Source organism: Antrihabitans stalactiti (assembly GCF_012932915.1).
GTDB classification, from domain to species: Bacteria; Actinomycetota; Actinomycetes; order Mycobacteriales; family Mycobacteriaceae; genus Antrihabitans; species Antrihabitans stalactiti.
In genome coordinates this window covers 149,569-167,736 of sequence record NZ_VCQU01000004.1, presented here as the reverse complement: position 1 = coordinate 167,736, position 18,168 = coordinate 149,569, and the positions used below count along the sequence as shown (strand labels likewise).

Here is an 18,168-nt window from a genome sequence, read left to right as displayed (position 1 = left end):
TTGAAGCGAGTGTGAGACCCTGATCACATGCCGATCGTCGCAGGAGTATTTGCAGCCATTGCCGCCGCCCTCCACGTATTCATCTTCGTGATGGAGAGCGTTCTATGGACGCAGCCGAAGGTGTGGAAGCGCTTCTCGGTCGCCAGCCAAGCCGACGCAGAAGTGTTGCGTCCCATGGCTTTCAACCAAGGGTTCTACAATTTGTTTCTTGCGATCGGCATCGTCGTCGGCTTGGTGATCGGCGGCGACGCGGGCCACGCGATCGTGCTGTTCGCGTGCGCGAGCATCGTCGGCGCAGCGGCCGTTCTCTCCACCGGCGGTGCCCAGTACTTCCGCGCGGCGGTCATGCAGGGCATCACGCCACTGATTGCGCTGATTGCCTACCTGGTCCTCTAATTCCCACCCCTCGTGAGTCTTTTTGGAGTCCAGGGACTCCAAAAAGACTCACGAGGGGTGGAGGCGCGCGAGTACCTCGTCGTGGAGAAGGCCGTTCGAGGCGACCGCGTTTCCACCGTGCGGTCCGGGCGTTCCGTCCAACGAGGTGAAGCGCCCGCCGGCTTCGCGGACCAACAAGTCGAGTGGCGCCATATCCCAGAGCGATAGCTCGGGCTCGGCGGCGACGTCGACCGCGCCCTCGGCGATCAAGCAGTAGGAAAACATGTCGCCGTAGCCGCGTACCCGCCAGACCTCGTCGGTGAGGGCAACGAACTGGTCGCGCAGTCCACGGTCACGCCAGCCGGACAGGCTGGCGAAGCTGAGACTTGCCGCGTCGAGCGAGGCGACGCCGGATACCGAAATACGTTTGGGTGTATTGCCGTCGAAGCTGCTCCAGGCGCCTGCGCCCGCGGACGCCCACCACCGACGGACCAAGGCAGGCGCGCTCACGACGCCGACCACTGGGACACCGTCTTCCAACAGTGCGATCAAGGTTGCCCAGATCGGCACGCCGCGTACGAAATTCTTCGTGCCGTCGATCGGATCGATAACCCATTGCCTGCCGGTGAATTCCGCGTTGCCGCCGAACTCCTCGCCCAGTACGGCGTCGTCCGGCCGCTCCGCCTCGAGCACCGCACGGACCGCTCGCTCGACCGCGAGGTCGGCGTCGGAGACCGGCGTCAGGTCTGGCTTGTTGTCTATATGGAGGTCGAGGGCACCGAACCGGTCGCGCGTAATCGCGTCAGCGTCGTCGGCAATCGCGAGTGCGAGTGCGAGATCTGCTTGATAGGCATCGAAGTCGGGCACGGCACAACCGTACCGGGGCACAATTCGACCCATGAGCAAGCCGGTTCGCTTCGACGTCATCTCCGACATCCAGGGCGACATGGCCGACCTCGACGTCGCGCTCGCCGCATTCGCCGAGTTCACGGTCGCCGATCAGCTGTTGATCAACGGCGACCTCACCGACAACGGTCGCGTCCGGCAATACAAGGACCTCACCAAACATCTCGCCGCGACCGCCCACCCACCTGCGTTGTTCACGATCGGAAACCACGACTTCTACAACCACCGGTCCACAGCGGTCTCCATCGACAGGTTCCTCGAACACACCGGGATGTCGAGCCTCTATTCGGCGCACGAGGTCGGCGGAGTGCCGATCATCCGGCTTGGCACGACCGACGGAAGCGAGCGGTCTGGGCATTACGTGATCTTCGGCGAGGAGCAATTGATTTGGTTCGCAACAGAATTGGCGCGGCACGCGGCGGAGGTTCCAGTCGTCGTGCTCAGCCACCACGTCCTTCCCAACACCGTCTCCGGTTCGTTCGACGATCCGGTGACCCAGGCACCGAAAATGTACGGACACGATTACGCCGAGGTAGACCCCGTGCTCGAGATCCTCGGTGCCCATCCGAATGTCCTGTTCCTCAGCGGTCACAGCCATTGGAATCTGTACTGGCCCGACTGGTTCAGCCGGCCGTCGTTCGCCGCGGCGAACACCGGCGCGATCCAGCGCGGGTTCGGTCCGGACGGTAGCGGGGGAGAGCAACCCCTCGACGGTCCGCACAATCAGGGCCTGCGCATCGTCGTCGAGGGCGGCACGGTCACCGTGCACGCCCTCGACTTCGTAAATCGGCGCGTCGCACACACGGCCGAGTTTTCGGTATCGGAACAGTCGGTCATCATGACCGACGGCGTCGCGTGGTCCGACGCGTTGGGTTAATCGAGCGTCAGAATGTCTGTCCCGGCCAGTTCGTCGGTCGAGGTGTCTTTGAGGTCGACACCGGACCGCCCGAGTTGGCGCGCGCCGGCGACCAGGGTTGCCGTGATCTTCGCAGCTCGCACGTAGTCCAGCCCGTCCGGCGGGTGAATGTTGGAGATGCAATTGCGGTCCGCATCGCTGCGCCCTGGTTTGGGGTGGTGGGTGAGGTAAACGCCGAGGCTGTCGGCAACCGAGAGTCCGGGGCGTTCGCCGATGAGCATGATCGTCGTGTGGACGCCTGTTGCGTGGCCGATGTGATCGCCCAATGCGACCCGCGCCTGTAGGGCGACGACCGGAGGGGCAATGCTGTAGATCGGGCCGAGTTCGGCGATCAGAGCTTCGAGCAACCCGATTCCGTGGTCGGCGAGTGCGCGTGGCGACAATCCGTCCGCGAGAACGAAACCGATGTCGTCACAAGTATGTGACAAGGCGCTGAGGTCCGCAGCTGTGCGGCCGAGATCGGGACGTCGAAGGTACTCGCTGCGTGATGTCGCATTGCTCGATACGACGGCTGGCGATCCGATCCCCAGTTCTTCGACCCGCTCGAGGAATGCCCCCGCGTCGAGCGGGACGTGAACGGCGTCGCGCGCTGCCGCGTGCGCTGCCTTGAACTCGAGCACTCGGTGGGATGGAAGTGAACTGCCAACGCGCCCCAGTCCTATTCGAGACTGCGTCGTCAAACGTAAAGACGACCAGACGTCGACGTTGTTGTTCATCGGCTGACCGCCAGTGCGAGCAAGGGAGACGACGCAGCGTCGACGGGCAGAATTCGGCCACCCGCGTCGGCCATCCCCAGACGGTGCAGCCACGCTTCGAACTCGGGTGCGGGCCGCAAACCCAGAACCTGGCGCACGTACAGCGCGTCGTGGAACGAGAGGCTCTGATATCCGAGCATGACGTCGTCAGCACCGGGAACCGCGATCACGAAAGCCGCGCCTGCAACGCCGAGGAGCGTCAGCAAATTGTCCATGTCGTCTTGGTCGGCTTCGGCATGATTGGTGTAGCAGACGTCGACTCCCATCGGCAGGCCGAGCAACTTGCCGCAGAAGTGGTCTTCGAGTCCCGCGCGGATGATTTGCTTTCCGTCGTACAGGTACTCGGGTCCGATGAATCCGACGACGGTGTTGACGAGCAGCGGATCGAGCGCGCGCGCGACGGCATATGCCCTGGTTTCGAGCGTTTGCTGGTCGACGGGGAGACCACCCGTGCCCAGGTGTGCCCCCGCCGACAGTGCCGATCCTTGACCGGTTTCCAGGTACATGACGTTGTCGCCGACGGTTCCGCGGTGCAGCGACCGCGCTGCTGCGTTGGCTTCGTGCAACAGGGGAATCGTGACACCAAAGCTCGCGTTCGCGCCCTCGGTTCCTGCGATCGACTGGAACACGAGGTCGACCGGAACGTCCTTCTCGATCAGTTCCATCGTGGTCGTCACGTGGGAGAGGACACACGACTGCATCGGAATGTCGAAACGCGTTCGGACGTCATCGAGTAGGTAGAGGAGATCGGATGTCGCTCGGGGTGAATCGGTAGCGGGATTGATGCCGATGACAGCGTCGCCGCAGCCCAGCAGCAGGCCATCCAAGGTCGCTGCGGCAATCCCGCGGGGGTCGTCGGTGGGATGATTCGGCTGCAGTCGTGTCGAGATCCGCCCGGGTAGCCCGATCGTCGTCCGGAATGCCGACGTCACCGTGAGCGACTTCGATACGGCGATCAAATCCTGGTTGCGCATGATCTTGGAGACGGCCGCGACCATCTCGGGTGTCAGTCCGCTCGCGATCGCAACCAGGTCGGCGCCGCCATTGGGGGTGGCTGCAGCCGTCAGCATCCAGTCGCGGAATCCGCCGACTGTGAGATGGGCAATTGGCGCGAACGCCTGCCGGTCGTGGTTGTCGATGATCAGTCGTGTGACTGCGTCGGTCTCGTACGGGACAACCTGCTCCTCGAGAAAGGTCGACAGTGGCAGATCGGCGAGCACCCACGACGCGGCCGCACGCTCCGCATCGGAGCCGGCGGCGCACCCGGCGAGTTCGTCACCGGACCGAAGCGGTGTCGCCTTCGCCATGACCTCGATGAGCGATCCGAAGGAATATGTCGTGCCTGCGACGTGCTGGTGGAACTTCATTCGAGTTCCTGTTCGGCTCGAGCGAGGGCGGCGAACTCTTCGTCGGGTGAGTTGGCCACCAGGTGATGCCGGCTGTAGAGGCCGAAGTAGGCCATGAACGCTGCGAATACCGCAACGCAGCAGAGCGCTGCCGTGCTGTCCACGAGGAACGTAGCGACTACGGCCAGCGAGGCAATGACAAGGGCGAATCCGGTCGTGATGGTCCCGCCGGGAGTGCGGTAGGGCCTGGTCATCTCTGGTTCGCGCCGGCGCAGCACGATGTGGCTGATCATCATGAGGACGTAGCTCGCCGCTGCGCCGAATACGGCCATGTTCAGCAGCATCGCGCCCTTTCCCGTGAAGGTCAGGGCAAATCCGATGAGTCCGGGAACGACCAGTGCGAGTACGGGTGCCTTGCGAGAGTTGGTCACCGACAACGACTTCGGCAGATATCCGGCGCGGGAGAGTGCGAAGAGCTGGCGTGAGTATGCGTAGATGATCGAGAAGAAGCTAGCGATGAGCCCGGCCAACCCGATGTAGTTGACCACCTTCGCGATTCCGCTGTCACCGAGCGCTTCGACGAGCGGATTTCCTGAGGTCTGCATCGCGTCAGCACCGCCGGCGCCGGTCGTCAGAACGAGGACGAGCGTGCAGGTGACGAGGAGAATGGCCATTGCGGCGACGATTCCCCTCGGGACGTTCTTCTCGGGATTCTTCGTCTCTTCAGCTGCGAGTGGAACACCTTCCACCGCAAGAAAGAACCAGATCGCGAAGGGAATCGCTGCCCAGATTCCGAGGTAGCCGTGCGGCAGAAATGACGACGCGCCAGCGGCATCGGTTACCGGGATGTTCGTCAGATTGGAGACGTCGAAGTGCGTGATTGCTGCGACGACGAAGATCGCAAGTCCGATCAAGGCAATGGCGGTGATTACGAACATCACCTTCAGCGCTTCGCCCGCCCCGCTCAGGTGGATGCCGATGAACAGCGCATACACGGCGAGGTAGACCCACCACCCGTCTTGGATTCCGAACAGTCCCAACGACTCCACATAGGCGCCGATGAAGGTGGCTATGGCGGCAGGCGCGATCGCGTATTCGATGAGAATTGCTGTGCCGGTGGCGAATCCGCCCCATGGGCCAAGTGCGCGCCGAGCGAACGTATAGCCGCCGCCCGCTGCGGGCAGCGCCGACGACATCTCGGCCATGCCGAGCACCATCGCAAAGTACATGGCGGCAATCACTACCGCGGCGATGGCGAGACCGCCGAAGCCGCCTTGCTCGAGTCCGAAGTTCCAGCCCGAGTAGTCACCGGACACGACGTAGCTGACACCGAGTCCTGCGAGCAGTACCCAACCCGCGGTGCCCTTCTTCAGCTGCCGCTTGGCGAGGTAATCGCTCGATTCGTTTTGTGACCCCGATTCGAGGTGTGGGGGAGTGGGGGCTTCGGAGATAGACATGACGCGACTCCAACTGGGCACGATAGACGGCAGGCGAAAATAGAGGGTGGCAATCGATTTCGGCTCCCGGGTGCGGCGTCGCGGTCGGACCGATCAATCGTTGATCTCTCGAACCTAGTTGTGCGATGTGACGACCGGCAGACGTCGTTGCAAAGTTTGGTGAGAAATTGCGACCGCAATTTTCTCGACCTAGTTAACATGACGGAAACAAACCGTTCATGCATCGGTCATTGTGCGGCTCGACGCTGACTGCATCTCGGGTCGATGACTGAAGGGTGGTGGCGATGCCGGCCTCGCCACGCGAGAATCCGTTGGTTGTCGACACCTCACCGGTCAGCGGATTGCCGCGTCGTCGGCTGCCCTTCGTGCCTGTGTTCGCGCAGTCGGTGGCTGCGATCGCGCCCGCCGGGACGGCAGGAGTCACGCCTGCGTTGGTGATCGGCGCGGCAGGCGGTGGAGGAGCGTTCGTTGCTTTCGTCTGCGCGGCGCTGGTGACACTGCTCGTATCCGCCTGCATCCGTCCGATGGCTCAGCGCATGGCGTCGGTCGGCGGCCTGTACAGCTATGTTGCGCGCGGTCTCGGCCCGAAAGTTGCTGTCCCGACAGGGTGGTCAGCGATCGTCGGTTACAGCTCAGTGGCCATGGCCGGCTTGATTGCCGTCGGCGCATATCTCGCTCATGTCGCCGTCAGCATCGGCATTGCCGACGACACACCTACGGCGGCAATCGTTGTCATCGCCGTCCTCGCAGCGCTGACCGCCTGCCTGGTGATGATCCGTGGCATTCGAATGTCGGCGCTGGTCACGCTGGCTGTGGAATGTGCCTCAATAGCAATGGTTCTCGCGATTCTGGCGCTGTTGGCGACCGGGCATCGCTCTGGCGAGCCGATCGCGCCTGCTTTGCGCTGGGATGGAGATTTCCAGGTCTTGGCGGTCGGTATCGTCGTCGCCGTCAGTGCGTTTGTCGGGTTCGAGAGTTCGACGGCGTTGAGTGGTGAAGCCCAACAACCATTTCTGTCGATCCCGCGAACGATCCGATGGACCCCCGTTGCGGCAGCGGTGATCTACTTGATCGCTGTACCCGTGCAAGCGATCGCGCTCTACGCTGCCCCCGAGTCGGTGCGCTCCAGCTCCACGCCGCTGGTCGAGTTGCTGCTGTCGGACGGTTCGGCGACGTTGGCTGCGGTGTTGGACGCGGGAATCGCGGCGTCGTTCTTCGCGTGCACCTTGGCGTCCGTGAACGCCCTGGTTCGTGTGCTGTTCTGTATGGGACGAGAGGGAGTAGCCCCGGCCGCGTTCGGGCGCTTACATTCCCGGTATCGCACTCCAGCGCTCGCAATAGCTGTAGCCATGGCGATTGTGGTGGCGGTCCCCGTCGCCGCGTTGCTTCTCGGTGTGAGCGCCGAAGACGGACTTCGAATGTTCCTCACCCTGAGCGCGTGTGGCTACCTGGGTAGCTACCTCACTGCCTGCGTTGCGGCCCCGGTGCTGCTGCGGCGAATAGGCGAAAGCAGTGTGTACGTGTGGGTGATCGGCACCGTCGCCACGGTCGCGCTGCTGGTCCTCGCAGCGAACACGGCAGTTTCGACCGTGCGCGACGGGAATCGGATGATCGTGGTCTACGGAGTGATTCTCGTGCTCGCGGGGATTTACACCGCGGTGCTTGCTGCACTCCTGCCCGCGAGGCTGCTGGCAGTCGGGATTTACGACGAGACACAACGCGCGGACCTATTGCGCGCGCCGACGTTCCGATGAGCCCGTTGCGTGACCCTTCGCGGCATCATCCGTCTGCTGTGTCGAATTCGCTACGAATCATCGAAGCGATCGCGGTCCTCGGACTCGGCGTGTCCGCCAAGGAAATCGCCTCCGCGCTTCACATGCCGACAGCGACTGCTTACCGACTGCTCAACGCTCTCGTTGCCGACGAGTATGTGGTGCGAACGTCGGACTTGCGCGGGTTCGGGCTCGGCGCGCGACTCGACGGACTGATCACCGCCGCGTCGGTGCCGGTGGTGCCGTTCGCGGCGCGCTCGGCTCTCGACGAGTTGCGCCAATCAGTGCGATTCGCCGTGCACGTGATCGACTTTCACGCAGGGGCGCTCCGCGTGCTCGACGCCGACCCGGACCATCCCATTCAGGCTGAGCGTGAACTCGTTCGCCACCTACACGCATCCGCGGCGGGCAAGACGTTACTCGCATACAGCCCGTCATGGCGAGATGCATTGCCCAAGAAGCTAATACGGCTGACCACGCATACAGTCACCGACCTGAGCGCACTACGCTCCCATCTCGACGAACTACGACGAGTGGGATTCGCAATCCAGATCGACGAACTCGCAGACGGGCTCACCTGTACCGCTGTGCCAATCCTCGACTTCGACGGAACGACTCGCGGCGCATTGTGTCTCGCGGGACCGTCCAGTCGAAAGGACGCCATTCTCACGCACATCGACGCGGCCCGAGCTTGCGCGATGTCGCTCGGACCGCTCCTCTATTGAAGTGCGCTCGGTGTTCTCAGCTCTACTCGGCCTTGACCTCGTTCAGCTGACCGGTTGCGACATCGAACACGAAACCGCGCAGCGATTCGGTCTTGGTGACGAACGGATTGGCTTCGATTCGCTTCAGTGACTGGCGAACGTCCTCTTCGAGGTCGGGGAACGCCTCGGCGGACCATGCGGGCTTCAAGCCGGTCTCTTCCTGGATGCCGCGTTTGAAGTCGTCGTCGGTGAAGGTGAGCATCCCGCAGTCCGTGTGGTGAATGAGGATGATCTCCTTGGTGCCGAGCAGGCGCTGGCTGATGGCCAGCGAGCGGATCTCGTCGTCGGTGATGACACCACCGGCGTTGCGGATGACGTGGGCTTCACCTTCTGCGAGGCCGAGGATGCGGTAGACGTCGAGCCGTGCGTCCATGCAGGCGACGACGGCGACGTTGCGGCTCGGGGGAAGTGGCAGGGGCCCGTTGAATTGTGCGGCGTATTCGGCGTTATTCGACAAGTACTCATCGGTGACAGTCACGGTGAATCTCCTCTTATGCGGACTCAGGCATATGAGAGCGTGGATCCTGCGATGAGCTGCGTCGACCTATCTGCGCAGCGTGATCACAACGGTTGCGACGCCGCGCGCGGTTACGGGGCTCAGCGAGCCCCGGTAACCTTGACCATCGTGCATCCTGACGTAATCGCCGACCTCGCCGAACTCGAGACAACGCTCAAGACGATCGAGTCGGTTCTCGATGTGGAAGAGCTGCGCCGGCGCATCGACGAACTCGAGCACCAGGCGGCCGACCCCTCGCTGTGGAACAACCAGGAGTATGCGCAGCAGGTCACCAGCCAGCTTTCGCATGCGCAGAGCGAACTGCGACGGGTCGAGGAACTCCGGCAACGGCTCGACGACCTGCCCATTCTTTACGAACTGGCGGAGGGTGAAGAAGGCGACGCGGCAGTGACCGCACTGGCCGACGCCGACGCCGAGCGGACCGCGCTGCACGGCGACATCGAAGCCATGGAAGTACGGACCTTGCTGTCCGGCGAATACGACAAGCGTGACGCACTCGTCAACATTCGAAGCGGCGCAGGCGGCATCGACGCGGCAGACTGGGCCGAGATGTTGATGCGTATGTACATCCGATGGGCCGAGAAGCACGGTTACGGCGTCGAGGTCTACGACACCTCCTACGCCGAAGAAGCCGGAATCAAGAGCGCGACCTTCGCCGTCAAGGCTCCTTATAGCTATGGGACGTTGTCGGTCGAGCAAGGCACCCACCGGCTCGTCAGGATCAGTCCGTTCGACAATCAGGGTCGCCGGCAGACCTCCTTCGCCGAGGTAGAGGTGCTGCCGGTTGTCGAAACCACCGACCACATCGACATCGCAGAGGGCGACCTTCGCGTGGATGTCTACCGGTCGTCGGGTCCTGGTGGGCAGAGCGTGAACACGACCGACTCCGCGGTCCGGCTGACCCATATCCCCACGGGGATCGTGGTCACCTGCCAGAACGAGAAGTCGCAGCTGCAGAACAAGGTGTCCGCGATGCGGGTGCTGCAGGCCAAGCTGCTCGAGCGCAAGCGGCTCGACGAACGCGCCGAGATGGACGCGCTCAAGAGCGACAGCGGAAGTTCGTGGGGCAACCAAATGCGGTCGTACGTGTTGCACCCGTACCAAATGGTCAAGGACCTGCGCACCGAGTACGAGGTCAACAACCCGTCGGCGGTCCTCGACGGCGACATCGACGGCTTCCTCGAGTCCGGCATCCGCTGGCGCATGAGCGATCAGGCGAGCGGATGAAACTGGGCGTAGCGCCGACCACCGACATCACCGATTGGCTCCGCGACGACGGCCTCGAGGTAATTCTCCTGATCGTCGGGGCGATGTTGCTGAGCCGCTTCGTCGTGTGGATCCGGACCCACATCACCAACCAGATCGACCAGAGCTTCACGCACAGCGACGCGCTGGTCCGGTCGGAGGCCAGCAAGCACAGGCACGCGCTTGCTCAAGTGCTCAGCTGGGTGCTGCTGACCGTCGCCTACATCCTGATCGGCATGGAAGTGCTCCAGCGTCTGGGCTTTTCGCTGAACGGTCTGGTGGCGCCCGCGGCCGTCCTCGGTGCTGCTCTGGGTTTCGGTGCGCAGCGCATCGTTCAGGACATACTCGCCGGGTTCTTCATCATCACCGAGCGCCAATACGGGTTCGGTGACGTCGTCGAAATCAATGTCGCGAATGCTTCCGAGCCTGCGAGCGGTGCCGTCGAGGACGTGACCTTGCGCATCACCAAGCTTCGGTCCACCGACGGTGAGGTCATCACCGTTCCGAACGGTCAGATCGTCAAGGTGACGAACCTGTCGAAGGACTGGGCGCGCGCAGTCGTCGACGTTCCGGTCCCTGCCTCGGCCGACGTCAACCACGTGAGCGAGATTCTGCGTGATGTGGGTGCGAAGGCCTACAAAGAGAAGCGGCTGCAAGCACTGCTGCTCGACGAACCGAGCGTGATGGGAATCGAAAGCATCGAACTCGATCGAGTGAATATTCGCGTCGTGGCGCGCACGTTGCCCGGCAAGCAGTTCCAGGTCGGTCGTGACCTGCGAATCCGAATCGCCGCAGCCCTACGGCGAGAAGGATTGGACGGCGCAGCGGCCAACGTGGCCAACACACCGTTGAGCACGATCGACGCGGCGGGAGAATCCGAGTGAAGGTCAAAATGCGGCGGTCGACGATCATCTTGATCGTCACGTGGCTCGTGACGCTCGCCCTGTGGGTCCTCGTCCGACCGGAGCGACCTATCGACCCGGTAGTGCAGATTCCGTTCCTGAAGACGTCGGAAACGGTCACTACACCGGCCCCGACAACACCGCCGAAGTAGAGGTCCCGGCGCTACTGCGCCGTGAAGCTAAACTGGCTCCCCGTGATCAGCCTCCAGAATGTGACCAAGTCCTACAAGGCATCCGGTCGGCCTGCCTTGGACAAGGTGAGTATCGAGGTGGACAAGGGCGAATTCGTTTTCATCATCGGTTCGTCAGGCTCGGGAAAGTCGACGCTCATCCGCCTGCTGCTGAAAGAGGAGTCGCCGACGTCCGGCGATATCAAGGTCGCGGACTTCCATGTGAACAAGCTGTCGGCACGACGCGTACCCAAGCTTCGGCAGCGAATCGGCTGCGTCTTCCAGGACTTCCGGCTGCTGCAGCAGAAGACGGTCGAGCAGAACGTGGCGTTCGCGCTAGAGGTGATCGGCAAGCCACGATCGGCAATTCAGAAGACGGTGCCCGAGGTGCTCGAGCTGGTCGGTCTGTCCGGTAAGGCAGACCGCTTGCCGACCGAACTCTCCGGCGGTGAGCAGCAGCGGGTCGCCATCGCGCGAGCGTTCGTCAACCGGCCGCTGGTGCTGCTGGCCGACGAGCCGACCGGCAACCTCGATCCTGATACCAGCCAAGACATCATGCTGCTCCTCGAGCGCATCAACCGCACGGGCACGACCGTGCTGATGGCAACTCACGACAACACCATCGTCGACTCGATGCGACGGCGGGTGGTCGAACTGAATCTTGGCAAGGTGATCCGCGACGAGGCTCACGGCGTCTACGGCGTCGGCAGATAGCCAACACACCTTCGGCTGCACCGACTTAAGGACTGCAATTTCCTATGCGCGCCAGTTTCATCTTCAGCGAGGTCTTCCGAGGCCTGCGCCGAAACATCACCATGACGCTCGCCATGATTCTCACTACAGCAATCTCGTTGGCAATGTTCGGCGGTGGTCTGCTTGCGGTTCAGATGGCGAACAAGACGAAAGAGTTCTTCCTCGACCGGGTCGAGGTGCAGATCTATCTGACCGACGATGTATCCGCCTCCGACCCGAACTGTGAGCAGGACGTCTGCAAAGGTCTACGCGCCGACCTCGAGCAGACCCCCGGCGTCGTCAGCGTCCAGTATTTGAGCAAGGCCGATGCATTGAAGGATGCGCGCGAGCACACCTTCAAGAATCAGCCCGAGTTCGCGGAGTTGATCAGCGACGAAGCGTTGCCCGCGTCGCTCAAGGTCAAGATGAGCGACCCCGACCGCTACGGCGTCATCTTCGAAAAATTCGAGAACAGACCGGGCGTGCACAACATCCTCAACCAAAAAGAACTCGTCGATCGACTGGTCAGCGTGTTCAATGGACTCCGCAACGCAGCCTTCGCGATGGCACTGGTCCAAGCTTTGGCGGCATTGCTGTTGATCGCGAACATGGTGCAGATCGCGGCGTTCACTCGCCGAGCCGAGGTCGGCATCATGCGGCTCGTCGGCGCGACCCGCTGGTACACGCAGTTGCCGTTCCTCTTGGAGGCGGTCGTCGCCGCGCTGTTCGGTTTCGTTCTTGCGCTCGTCGGACTGCTCGTAGCGAAGCCGCTGGTGATCGACGATGCACTAGGCGAGCTGTACAAGAACAACGTATTCGCACGAGTGACGGGCTGGGATATTTTGTTGATCTCGCCGTTCCTCGCGGTCGGTGGCATTGGGTTCGCGGCGATCACCGCGTACATCACGCTGCGGCTGTACGTGCGGGAATAACCACAACTGTGCGCGAGTCTTACCCCCGCAGGGGTAAAAATCGCGCACAAGCCCGGAGGGCACACCATGAAGGAGAAAGGTCGCAAGGTCATTGCGACCAACCGCAAGGCGCGGCACAACTACGCGATCATCGACGTCTACGAAGCCGGCATCGCGCTCGTCGGCACCGAAGTGAAGAGCTTGCGCGAAGGTCACGCATCGTTGGTCGATGCGTTCGCGACGGTGGACGACGGCGAGGTCTGGCTGCGCGGTCTGCACATTCCCGAGTACACCCAAGGCAGCTGGACGAACCACTCACCGCGACGCACCCGGAAGTTGCTGCTGCACAAGCGCGAAATCGAGAGCCTCGTCGGTAAGACGCGCGAGGGCAACCAGACGTTGGTCCCGCTGTCGATGTATTTCTCGGACGGCAAGGTGAAGGTCGAAATCGCTCTGGCTCGCGGTAAGCAGGACTACGACAAGCGCCAGGACCTGGCCAAACGAGACGCCGAGCGTGAGGTCACGCGTGAGCTTGGTCGTCGTATCAAGGGCATGCGCTGACATCGATTTTGCTTGCGCTCGTTGCCGCCGTCGGATACGGCGTGAGCGATTTCATCGGGGGAGTTGCGTCGCGACGCGTTGCCGCATTGCGGATCGTGATCGTGTCCTACCCGCTGTCGGTCGTGTTGGTTTTGATCGCGGCGCCTTTTGTGGGCGGAACGGTCACGACGGAGTCTTTGCTGTGGGGGCTCGGCTCCGGCGTGGCGGGCGGGCTCGCCGTGTGGTGGTTCTACCTCGCGCTCGCGTCGGGTCCGATGGCTGTCGTCTCACCCTTGACGGCGGTTCTCGTTGCTGGGATTCCTGTGTTGGTCGGGTTGGCGATCGGAGAGCGCCCCGGCCTTCTGGCGTTCGCAGGAATCGCATTGGCCTTGGTTGCGGTGGTGTTGGTCAGCAAGGAATCGCCCGACGACACGACCGAAGAGATCACCGGCGGTCGCGAGCTGCGATTCAGCCGGACCGTCGCATGGTTGACGGTCGGGTCCGGGGTGGCGTTCGCCTTCGCCTTCATCTTCTTGCACAAGATCGACGGCGACAGCGGCCTGTGGCCACTGCTGGCCTCGCGAATCGCAGCGACTGCCGTCGTCTGGGTTGTCGCGCTGGTCACGGCCCAGTTCAAGCCGCCACGCGGTGAACCGCTGCGGCTCGCGGCCTACGTCAGCGTCCTCGACGTGATTGCGAACGCCGCGCTGTTGTATGCATTCCACGGCGGACTGCTCTCGCTCGTCAGCGTGATCGGGTCGCTGTACCCAGCTGCGACGGTGCTGCTCGCAATGGTGATGCTCGGCGAACGAGTCGGGCGGTCACAGCAATTCGGCATGGTGCTCGCCCTCGCTGCGGTCGGATTAATCGCGGGCTCGTGAGCATCGAGTGCGGTAAGATAGATAGTCCGGCATGGTGCCGGAGCGTACGGGGCTGAACGGTTTCGACTTTGTACGTTGATTCAGGGGAAGCGTGTCGGTGCAGGCAAGAGACCACCGTAAGCGTCATTGCAACCAATTAAGCGCCGATTCCAATCAGCGCGACTACGCTCTCGCTGCCTAACAGCACCTAGAGCGTGTCTGTCAGTCCGGGCTCGCCCTCGGTCCGGGTACTGGCATCAGCTAGAGGGATTTACCAATCGACTCGGTCGCGGAGTCGTGCGGGACATCAAACAGCGACTGGGATCGTCATCCGAGCTTGTTCGCGAGACCCGGAGATCCAAGTAGAGACATAGCGAACTGCACACGGAGAAGCCCTGGAGATTCGGCAGAGGACCCGGGTTCGATTCCCGGCAGCTCCACCGAGGCCCTCTGATCTGGATTCCAGGTCAGGGGGCTTTTTCACGCGCCGATTACCCGCAGATGGGGTGGCCTGGGCACTTTGGGCGCATCCTGTGAAGTGCGCAGCGTGAGTCGGCATGCTGGGTTCTCGCCGGCGAGGAGGATCGCATGGAAAGCGCGCCAAGCAGGACGGCGATGTTTGCGGCCATATCCCGTGGACTGCTTCGCCTGGAGACGGCGTCGCCGTGGGTACTGGACGATGCGCTGGCCCTGGTGCTTGTCGGCCCGGTGTGGCAGCAACTGCGCGACCAATACGATCCGCTGTTCCCCGGCCCGGTCCGTCTCGAATCCCGCGCGGCTGTCTGCACCCGCAGCCGGTACGCCGAGGACCGGCTGGCTGCCGGCGGCTTCACGCAGTACGTGATTCTTGGCGCGGGGCTTGACTCGTTCGCGTGGCGGCGGCCGGATCTGCTCGGCTCGCTGACGGTGTTCGAGGTCGATCACCCTGCCTCCCAGGCCTGGAAGGTCCAGCGGGTCGGGGAGCTCGGCCTGCCGCTCAGCGACTCGCAGGTATTCGTGCCGGCTGATTTCGAGGCCGGACCGGTTCAGGATGCTCTGGGCGCGGCCGGGTTCGACTGGGCGCAGCCGGCGATGTTCTGCTGGACGGGCGTCGCCCCCTATTTGACGGCACAGGCGATCGAGTCGGGATTGCGCACGATCGCGGCGGCTGCCCCCGGTTCCGAGGTGGTGTTCTCCTATCGGGCCGAGGACTGTGCGCTCGACGACGTGGGGACGGAATTCGCCCGTATCTACACACCGATCGCGGCTTCTGTCGGCGAGCCTCTTCAGCCTGGCTGGCCGGTATCCGAGATCGAGAGGCTGATCCGCCGCTGCGGGCTGAAGGTCATGGACCATCCATCCCGTGCAGACCTCCAGCAGCGATACTTCGCCGGTCGCGCCGATGGCCTGCGGCCCTACACCTTCGAGACCCTGGTGGCGGCTCGGGTCACCTGAGCGAGCGCAGCTTTTCGCGCCTCGGTTTCTGTTGCGGGTCCGCATGTTCGGCGGGATCCACAGGGTCTGGCCGGGCGACGGACTTACCTCACCCTCGTGAGTCTTTTAGGAGTCCAGGGACTCCTAAAAGACTCACGAGGGTGAGGGAGGATGGCGGTATGGAGTTCCCTCGATACCTGGAACTGATCCGCGCCGATAGCGAGTTGTTGCTCGAGGCTGCTGAAGGTGATTGGCAAGCGCCGGTTCCGTCGTGCCCCGGGTGGACCGCGCTGGACCTGGTCCGGCATGTCGGGCAGGTCTACGAACACAAGGTGCTGTGCATGACCCTCGATCGCGAACCGGTCAGCAACGAGCGAACGACGCCGGAGTCAGGTGCGTGGTTCATAGCCCAGCGGGATGCGTTGCTCGAGCAACTCCTCGCACGTGACCCACGGCAACAGACTCAAACCTGGTTTCCGCCCGATCAAACCGTCGGGTTCTGGTATCGCCGAATGGCTTTGGAGACGGCGGTGCATCGAGTCGATGCGGAGCTCGCGAACAGCCAGCGGACCGCGATCGACGCAGACCTAGCGGCAGACGGCGTCGACGAGCTTCTCGGCTTTGTAACCTACGACTTCGGTGACACCCCCGAACTCGCCGAAGGAGCGGGGCGCACAGTGCAATTGGATCGCGGGAAGCGTCGATGGGCCGTCACCCTGCGGACCGACGGCGTCGACCGTGCGGCCGATGATTCGCCTGCAGACGCCGGCTTCGCGGGTGAGCCGTCGAATCTGCTTCTCTACCTGTGGAATCGCGACCGATCGGGGGTGCGGTCATGGGGAGATCCGGCTGCATTGGCCGCGTTCCTCACTCGACTGGGGGAGGAGACCCAGTAGTCAAGCTCAATGCCTGGACCGGACAACTGTCGATGGCGAGGTGAACCTCGTCCAATTCGCCGTCGAGCGGGGTCTCGCGCAGCAGGGTCGACAAGCCTTCGTCGTCGACGCGAAAAACGTCGGGGACCAACGATTCGCACATACCGTGCCCTTCGCACCGGCCGCGGTCGACGATGATCTTCATGCTGTCCGCCTTGCCGACAGCCGGTCTGCCGCGGTCAACCGAAACAGATCGATGGGCAGCCCGTCGACTGGAGTGGGTCCGGTGCCCCACCCGAGTGGGACCTCGTAATCGGCGGGGACCGTCCAGCGATAGTGCAGCAACATCTGATGCATGATCGCCTTCACCGTCATTCCACCGAAGTAGAGGCCGATGCATTTGTGGGCGCCGCCGCCGAACGGCGACCAGGCGAAGCGATGGACCTTGTCTTCGCGTCGGTGTTCGGCGAATCGTTCGGGGTCGAATTCGTCTGGGTGCGGCCACCATGCCTCCATCCGCATGGACGGGTACGAGCCGATGATGACGGTCGTTTTCGCAGGGATGTAGTGGCCGAGAATCTCGGTGTCTTTCACCGCTTCTCGGACCTGCTGGCCCACTGGCGCGTACATGCGCAGGGTCTCTTTGAACACGAGGTCAAGGGATGGCAAGCGCTCGAGATCGTCGTATTCGAGCGTCTCTTTTCCGAGTGCGAACGACTCCGCGCGCAGTCTGTCCTGCCATTCTGGGTGCTTGCCGATCAGATAAGCCATCATCGATAGCGCGATGGTGCTGGTGTCGTGCGCGGCCATCATCACGAAGATCATGTGGTTGACGATGTCGTCGTCGGAGAACGTGTGCCCCTCTTCACTCTTGGTACGGCACAAGACGCTGAAGAGGTCGGTTCCGTCGCCCGCACGCTTGGCCGGCAGTTCGCGGCGGAAGTAGTTCTTCAGGACGTGCCGCCCACGTAGACCGCGCGCCCAGACGCCGCCCGGCACGTTTGCGCGCACGACAGCCTGACCGCCCTGGACTGCGTCTTCGAAGGCGCGTTCCACGACTTTGGCTTCGGGTCCGAGTTCGCTGCCCATGAATACTTCGGTGGCAAGCTCGAGCAGCACCTTCTTGGCAGAGGTGTAGAGCGGGAACTGTTTGGCGGGCTTCCAGTCGCTCAGCCCGCGTTGGATACCTGGCGTCGTGAGATCGAGGTAGCCGATCAGCCGCGGACGAGTGAAGGCCTGCTGCATGATCCGCCGGTGATACAGATGCTCATCGAAGTCGCGGAGCAGCATGCCGCCGCGGAAGAACGGACCGATGAGAAACCCGTAGCCCTTTTCGGCGGAGAACGCCTTGTCGCGGTCGAGTAGGACCGCTTCGGTCGCCACCGGACCGCCGACCATGACTACCCGTCGCCCCATGAGGCCGTGCCACAGCACGTATCCGTACTTGTCGAAGCTGCGGCGGGCGCCGCCAAGCGAATCGACAAGCACGCCGAGGGTGTGGCCGAGCAACGGTGGCCCGAAATCGCCCATCACGGGCTTCAGTCCGCTGCCAGGGGGTGGGTCGGCGAGTGGTCGAGCGGCTGACGGGTAGAGCTCGGTCAGGCGTATTCCGGCGGCCTTCGCCTTCCATAGCACGGCGGGGATCATCGATTCGCGGTCCTTTCGCGTCGTTGCGAAAACTGTGCGCACACATGCCATTCCCAGCCGCCTCC

The 18,168-nt window shown here is 63.0% G+C and carries 20 protein-coding genes and 1 other RNA gene; 14 read left to right on the top strand and 7 right to left on the bottom strand.

Annotated features, from left to right (window positions below):
• Positions 1–27 precede the first annotated feature (27 nt).
• Entirely contained in the window at positions 28–396 is a 369-nt protein-coding gene (locus tag FGL95_RS13105; RefSeq protein ID WP_169587412.1) for a DUF1304 domain-containing protein, read from the top strand.
• A gap of 48 nt (positions 397–444) precedes the next feature.
• Here the strand turns inward: FGL95_RS13105 and hisN are convergent, their stop codons facing one another.
• Positions 445–1,242 carry a histidinol-phosphatase gene (hisN, locus tag FGL95_RS13100; RefSeq protein ID WP_338079842.1) on the bottom strand — a complete coding sequence of 266 codons (798 nt, stop codon included), beginning with the start codon at positions 1,240–1,242 and terminating at the stop codon, positions 445–447.
• Positions 1,243–1,273: 31 nt separating this feature from the next.
• Between hisN and FGL95_RS13095 the strand changes: the two genes are divergently transcribed.
• The gene (locus FGL95_RS13095) at positions 1,274–2,158 is read left to right on the top strand and encodes a metallophosphoesterase family protein (RefSeq protein WP_169587411.1); all 885 of its coding nucleotides are present in this window, start codon (positions 1,274–1,276) and stop codon (positions 2,156–2,158) included.
• Here FGL95_RS13095 and eutC read toward each other — a convergent pair.
• Genes eutC through eat form a run of 3 tightly spaced genes read right to left on the bottom strand, consistent with a single transcriptional unit; the run spans position 2,155 to position 5,755 of the window.
• Complete coding sequence (gene eutC, locus FGL95_RS13090) at positions 2,155–2,913, bottom strand: ethanolamine ammonia-lyase subunit EutC (protein ID WP_169587409.1); 759 nt, start codon at positions 2,911–2,913, stop codon at positions 2,155–2,157. The two genes, FGL95_RS13095 and eutC, sit on opposite strands and share 4 nt — an antisense overlap.
• Positions 2,910–4,319 carry an ethanolamine ammonia-lyase subunit EutB gene (locus FGL95_RS13085; protein ID WP_169587407.1) on the bottom strand — a complete coding sequence of 470 codons (1,410 nt, stop codon included), beginning with the start codon at positions 4,317–4,319 and terminating at the stop codon, positions 2,910–2,912. The genes eutC and FGL95_RS13085 overlap by 4 nt, the downstream gene beginning before the upstream one ends.
• Positions 4,316–5,755, bottom strand: a complete 1,440-nt coding sequence (eat, locus tag FGL95_RS13080; protein WP_169587404.1) for an ethanolamine permease — start codon at positions 5,753–5,755, stop codon at positions 4,316–4,318. The genes FGL95_RS13085 and eat overlap by 4 nt, the downstream gene beginning before the upstream one ends.
• 284 nt (positions 5,756–6,039) lie before the next feature.
• Here eat and FGL95_RS13075 point away from each other — a divergent pair, with 284 nt between their 5' ends.
• Together FGL95_RS13075 and FGL95_RS13070 are read left to right on the top strand one after the other, a co-directional pair.
• Positions 6,040–7,509 carry an APC family permease gene (locus FGL95_RS13075; protein WP_169587402.1) on the top strand — a complete coding sequence of 490 codons (1,470 nt, stop codon included), beginning with the start codon at positions 6,040–6,042 and terminating at the stop codon, positions 7,507–7,509.
• Positions 7,506–8,252: an IclR family transcriptional regulator gene (locus FGL95_RS13070; protein WP_169587400.1), complete on the top strand. Its 747-nt coding sequence runs from the start codon at positions 7,506–7,508 to the stop codon at positions 8,250–8,252. The genes FGL95_RS13075 and FGL95_RS13070 overlap by 4 nt, the downstream gene beginning before the upstream one ends.
• Positions 8,253–8,274: 22 nt before the next feature.
• Here FGL95_RS13070 and FGL95_RS13065 read toward each other — a convergent pair whose 3' ends face one another.
• Positions 8,275–8,769 (bottom strand): carbonic anhydrase, encoded by a 495-nt coding sequence (locus tag FGL95_RS13065; protein WP_169587397.1) that lies wholly within the window; start codon positions 8,767–8,769, stop codon positions 8,275–8,277.
• A gap of 147 nt (positions 8,770–8,916) precedes the next feature.
• Between FGL95_RS13065 and prfB the strand changes: the two genes are divergently transcribed.
• The 10 genes from prfB to FGL95_RS13015 all read left to right on the top strand — a co-directional run bounded on the left by prfB (position 8,917) and on the right by FGL95_RS13015 (position 16,477).
• Complete coding sequence (prfB, locus tag FGL95_RS13060; protein WP_169587395.1) at positions 8,917–10,035, top strand: peptide chain release factor 2; 1,119 nt, start codon at positions 8,917–8,919, stop codon at positions 10,033–10,035.
• A complete protein-coding gene (locus FGL95_RS13055) occupies positions 10,032–10,937 on the top strand; it encodes a mechanosensitive ion channel family protein (protein WP_169587393.1) in 906 nt (301 codons plus the stop codon). Before prfB ends, FGL95_RS13055 begins: the two co-directional genes overlap by 4 nt.
• A complete protein-coding gene (locus FGL95_RS13050; protein ID WP_169587391.1) occupies positions 10,934–11,107 on the top strand; it encodes an Rv3103c transmembrane domain-containing protein in 174 nt (57 codons plus the stop codon). The genes FGL95_RS13055 and FGL95_RS13050 overlap by 4 nt, the downstream gene beginning before the upstream one ends.
• 42 nt (positions 11,108–11,149) lie before the next feature.
• Complete coding sequence (ftsE, locus tag FGL95_RS13045) at positions 11,150–11,839, top strand: cell division ATP-binding protein FtsE (protein WP_169587388.1); 690 nt, start codon at positions 11,150–11,152, stop codon at positions 11,837–11,839.
• A gap of 44 nt (positions 11,840–11,883) precedes the next feature.
• Positions 11,884–12,789, top strand: coding sequence for a permease-like cell division protein FtsX (ftsX, locus tag FGL95_RS13040; protein ID WP_169587387.1), 906 nt, complete (start codon positions 11,884–11,886; stop codon positions 12,787–12,789).
• A gap of 66 nt (positions 12,790–12,855) precedes the next feature.
• Entirely contained in the window at positions 12,856–13,329 is a 474-nt protein-coding gene (gene smpB / locus FGL95_RS13035) for an SsrA-binding protein SmpB (RefSeq protein ID WP_169587385.1), read from the top strand.
• A gap of 8 nt (positions 13,330–13,337) precedes the next feature.
• Positions 13,338–14,189, top strand: a complete 852-nt coding sequence (locus FGL95_RS13030; protein ID WP_169587383.1) for a DMT family transporter — start codon at positions 13,338–13,340, stop codon at positions 14,187–14,189.
• Positions 14,190–14,237: 48 nt separating this feature from the next.
• Positions 14,238–14,611, top strand: a transfer-messenger RNA (tmRNA) gene (ssrA, locus tag FGL95_RS13025).
• A 145-nt stretch (positions 14,612–14,756) separates the two neighbouring features.
• Complete coding sequence (locus FGL95_RS13020; protein ID WP_169587381.1) at positions 14,757–15,602, top strand: class I SAM-dependent methyltransferase; 846 nt, start codon at positions 14,757–14,759, stop codon at positions 15,600–15,602.
• Positions 15,603–15,760: 158 nt separating this feature from the next.
• The gene (locus FGL95_RS13015) at positions 15,761–16,477 is read left to right on the top strand and encodes a maleylpyruvate isomerase family mycothiol-dependent enzyme (RefSeq protein WP_169587379.1); all 717 of its coding nucleotides are present in this window, start codon (positions 15,761–15,763) and stop codon (positions 16,475–16,477) included.
• On the opposite strand, the gene FGL95_RS13010 is transcribed toward FGL95_RS13015, so the two are convergent.
• Both FGL95_RS13010 and FGL95_RS13005 read right to left on the bottom strand, forming a co-directional pair.
• Complete coding sequence (locus FGL95_RS13010) at positions 16,449–16,661, bottom strand: ferredoxin (protein WP_169587377.1); 213 nt, start codon at positions 16,659–16,661, stop codon at positions 16,449–16,451. The two genes, FGL95_RS13015 and FGL95_RS13010, sit on opposite strands and share 29 nt — an antisense overlap.
• Positions 16,658–18,103 (bottom strand): cytochrome P450, encoded by a 1,446-nt coding sequence (locus tag FGL95_RS13005; RefSeq protein ID WP_169587375.1) that lies wholly within the window; start codon positions 18,101–18,103, stop codon positions 16,658–16,660. Before FGL95_RS13005 ends, FGL95_RS13010 begins: the two co-directional genes overlap by 4 nt.
• Between the last annotated feature and the right edge of the window lie 65 nt (positions 18,104–18,168).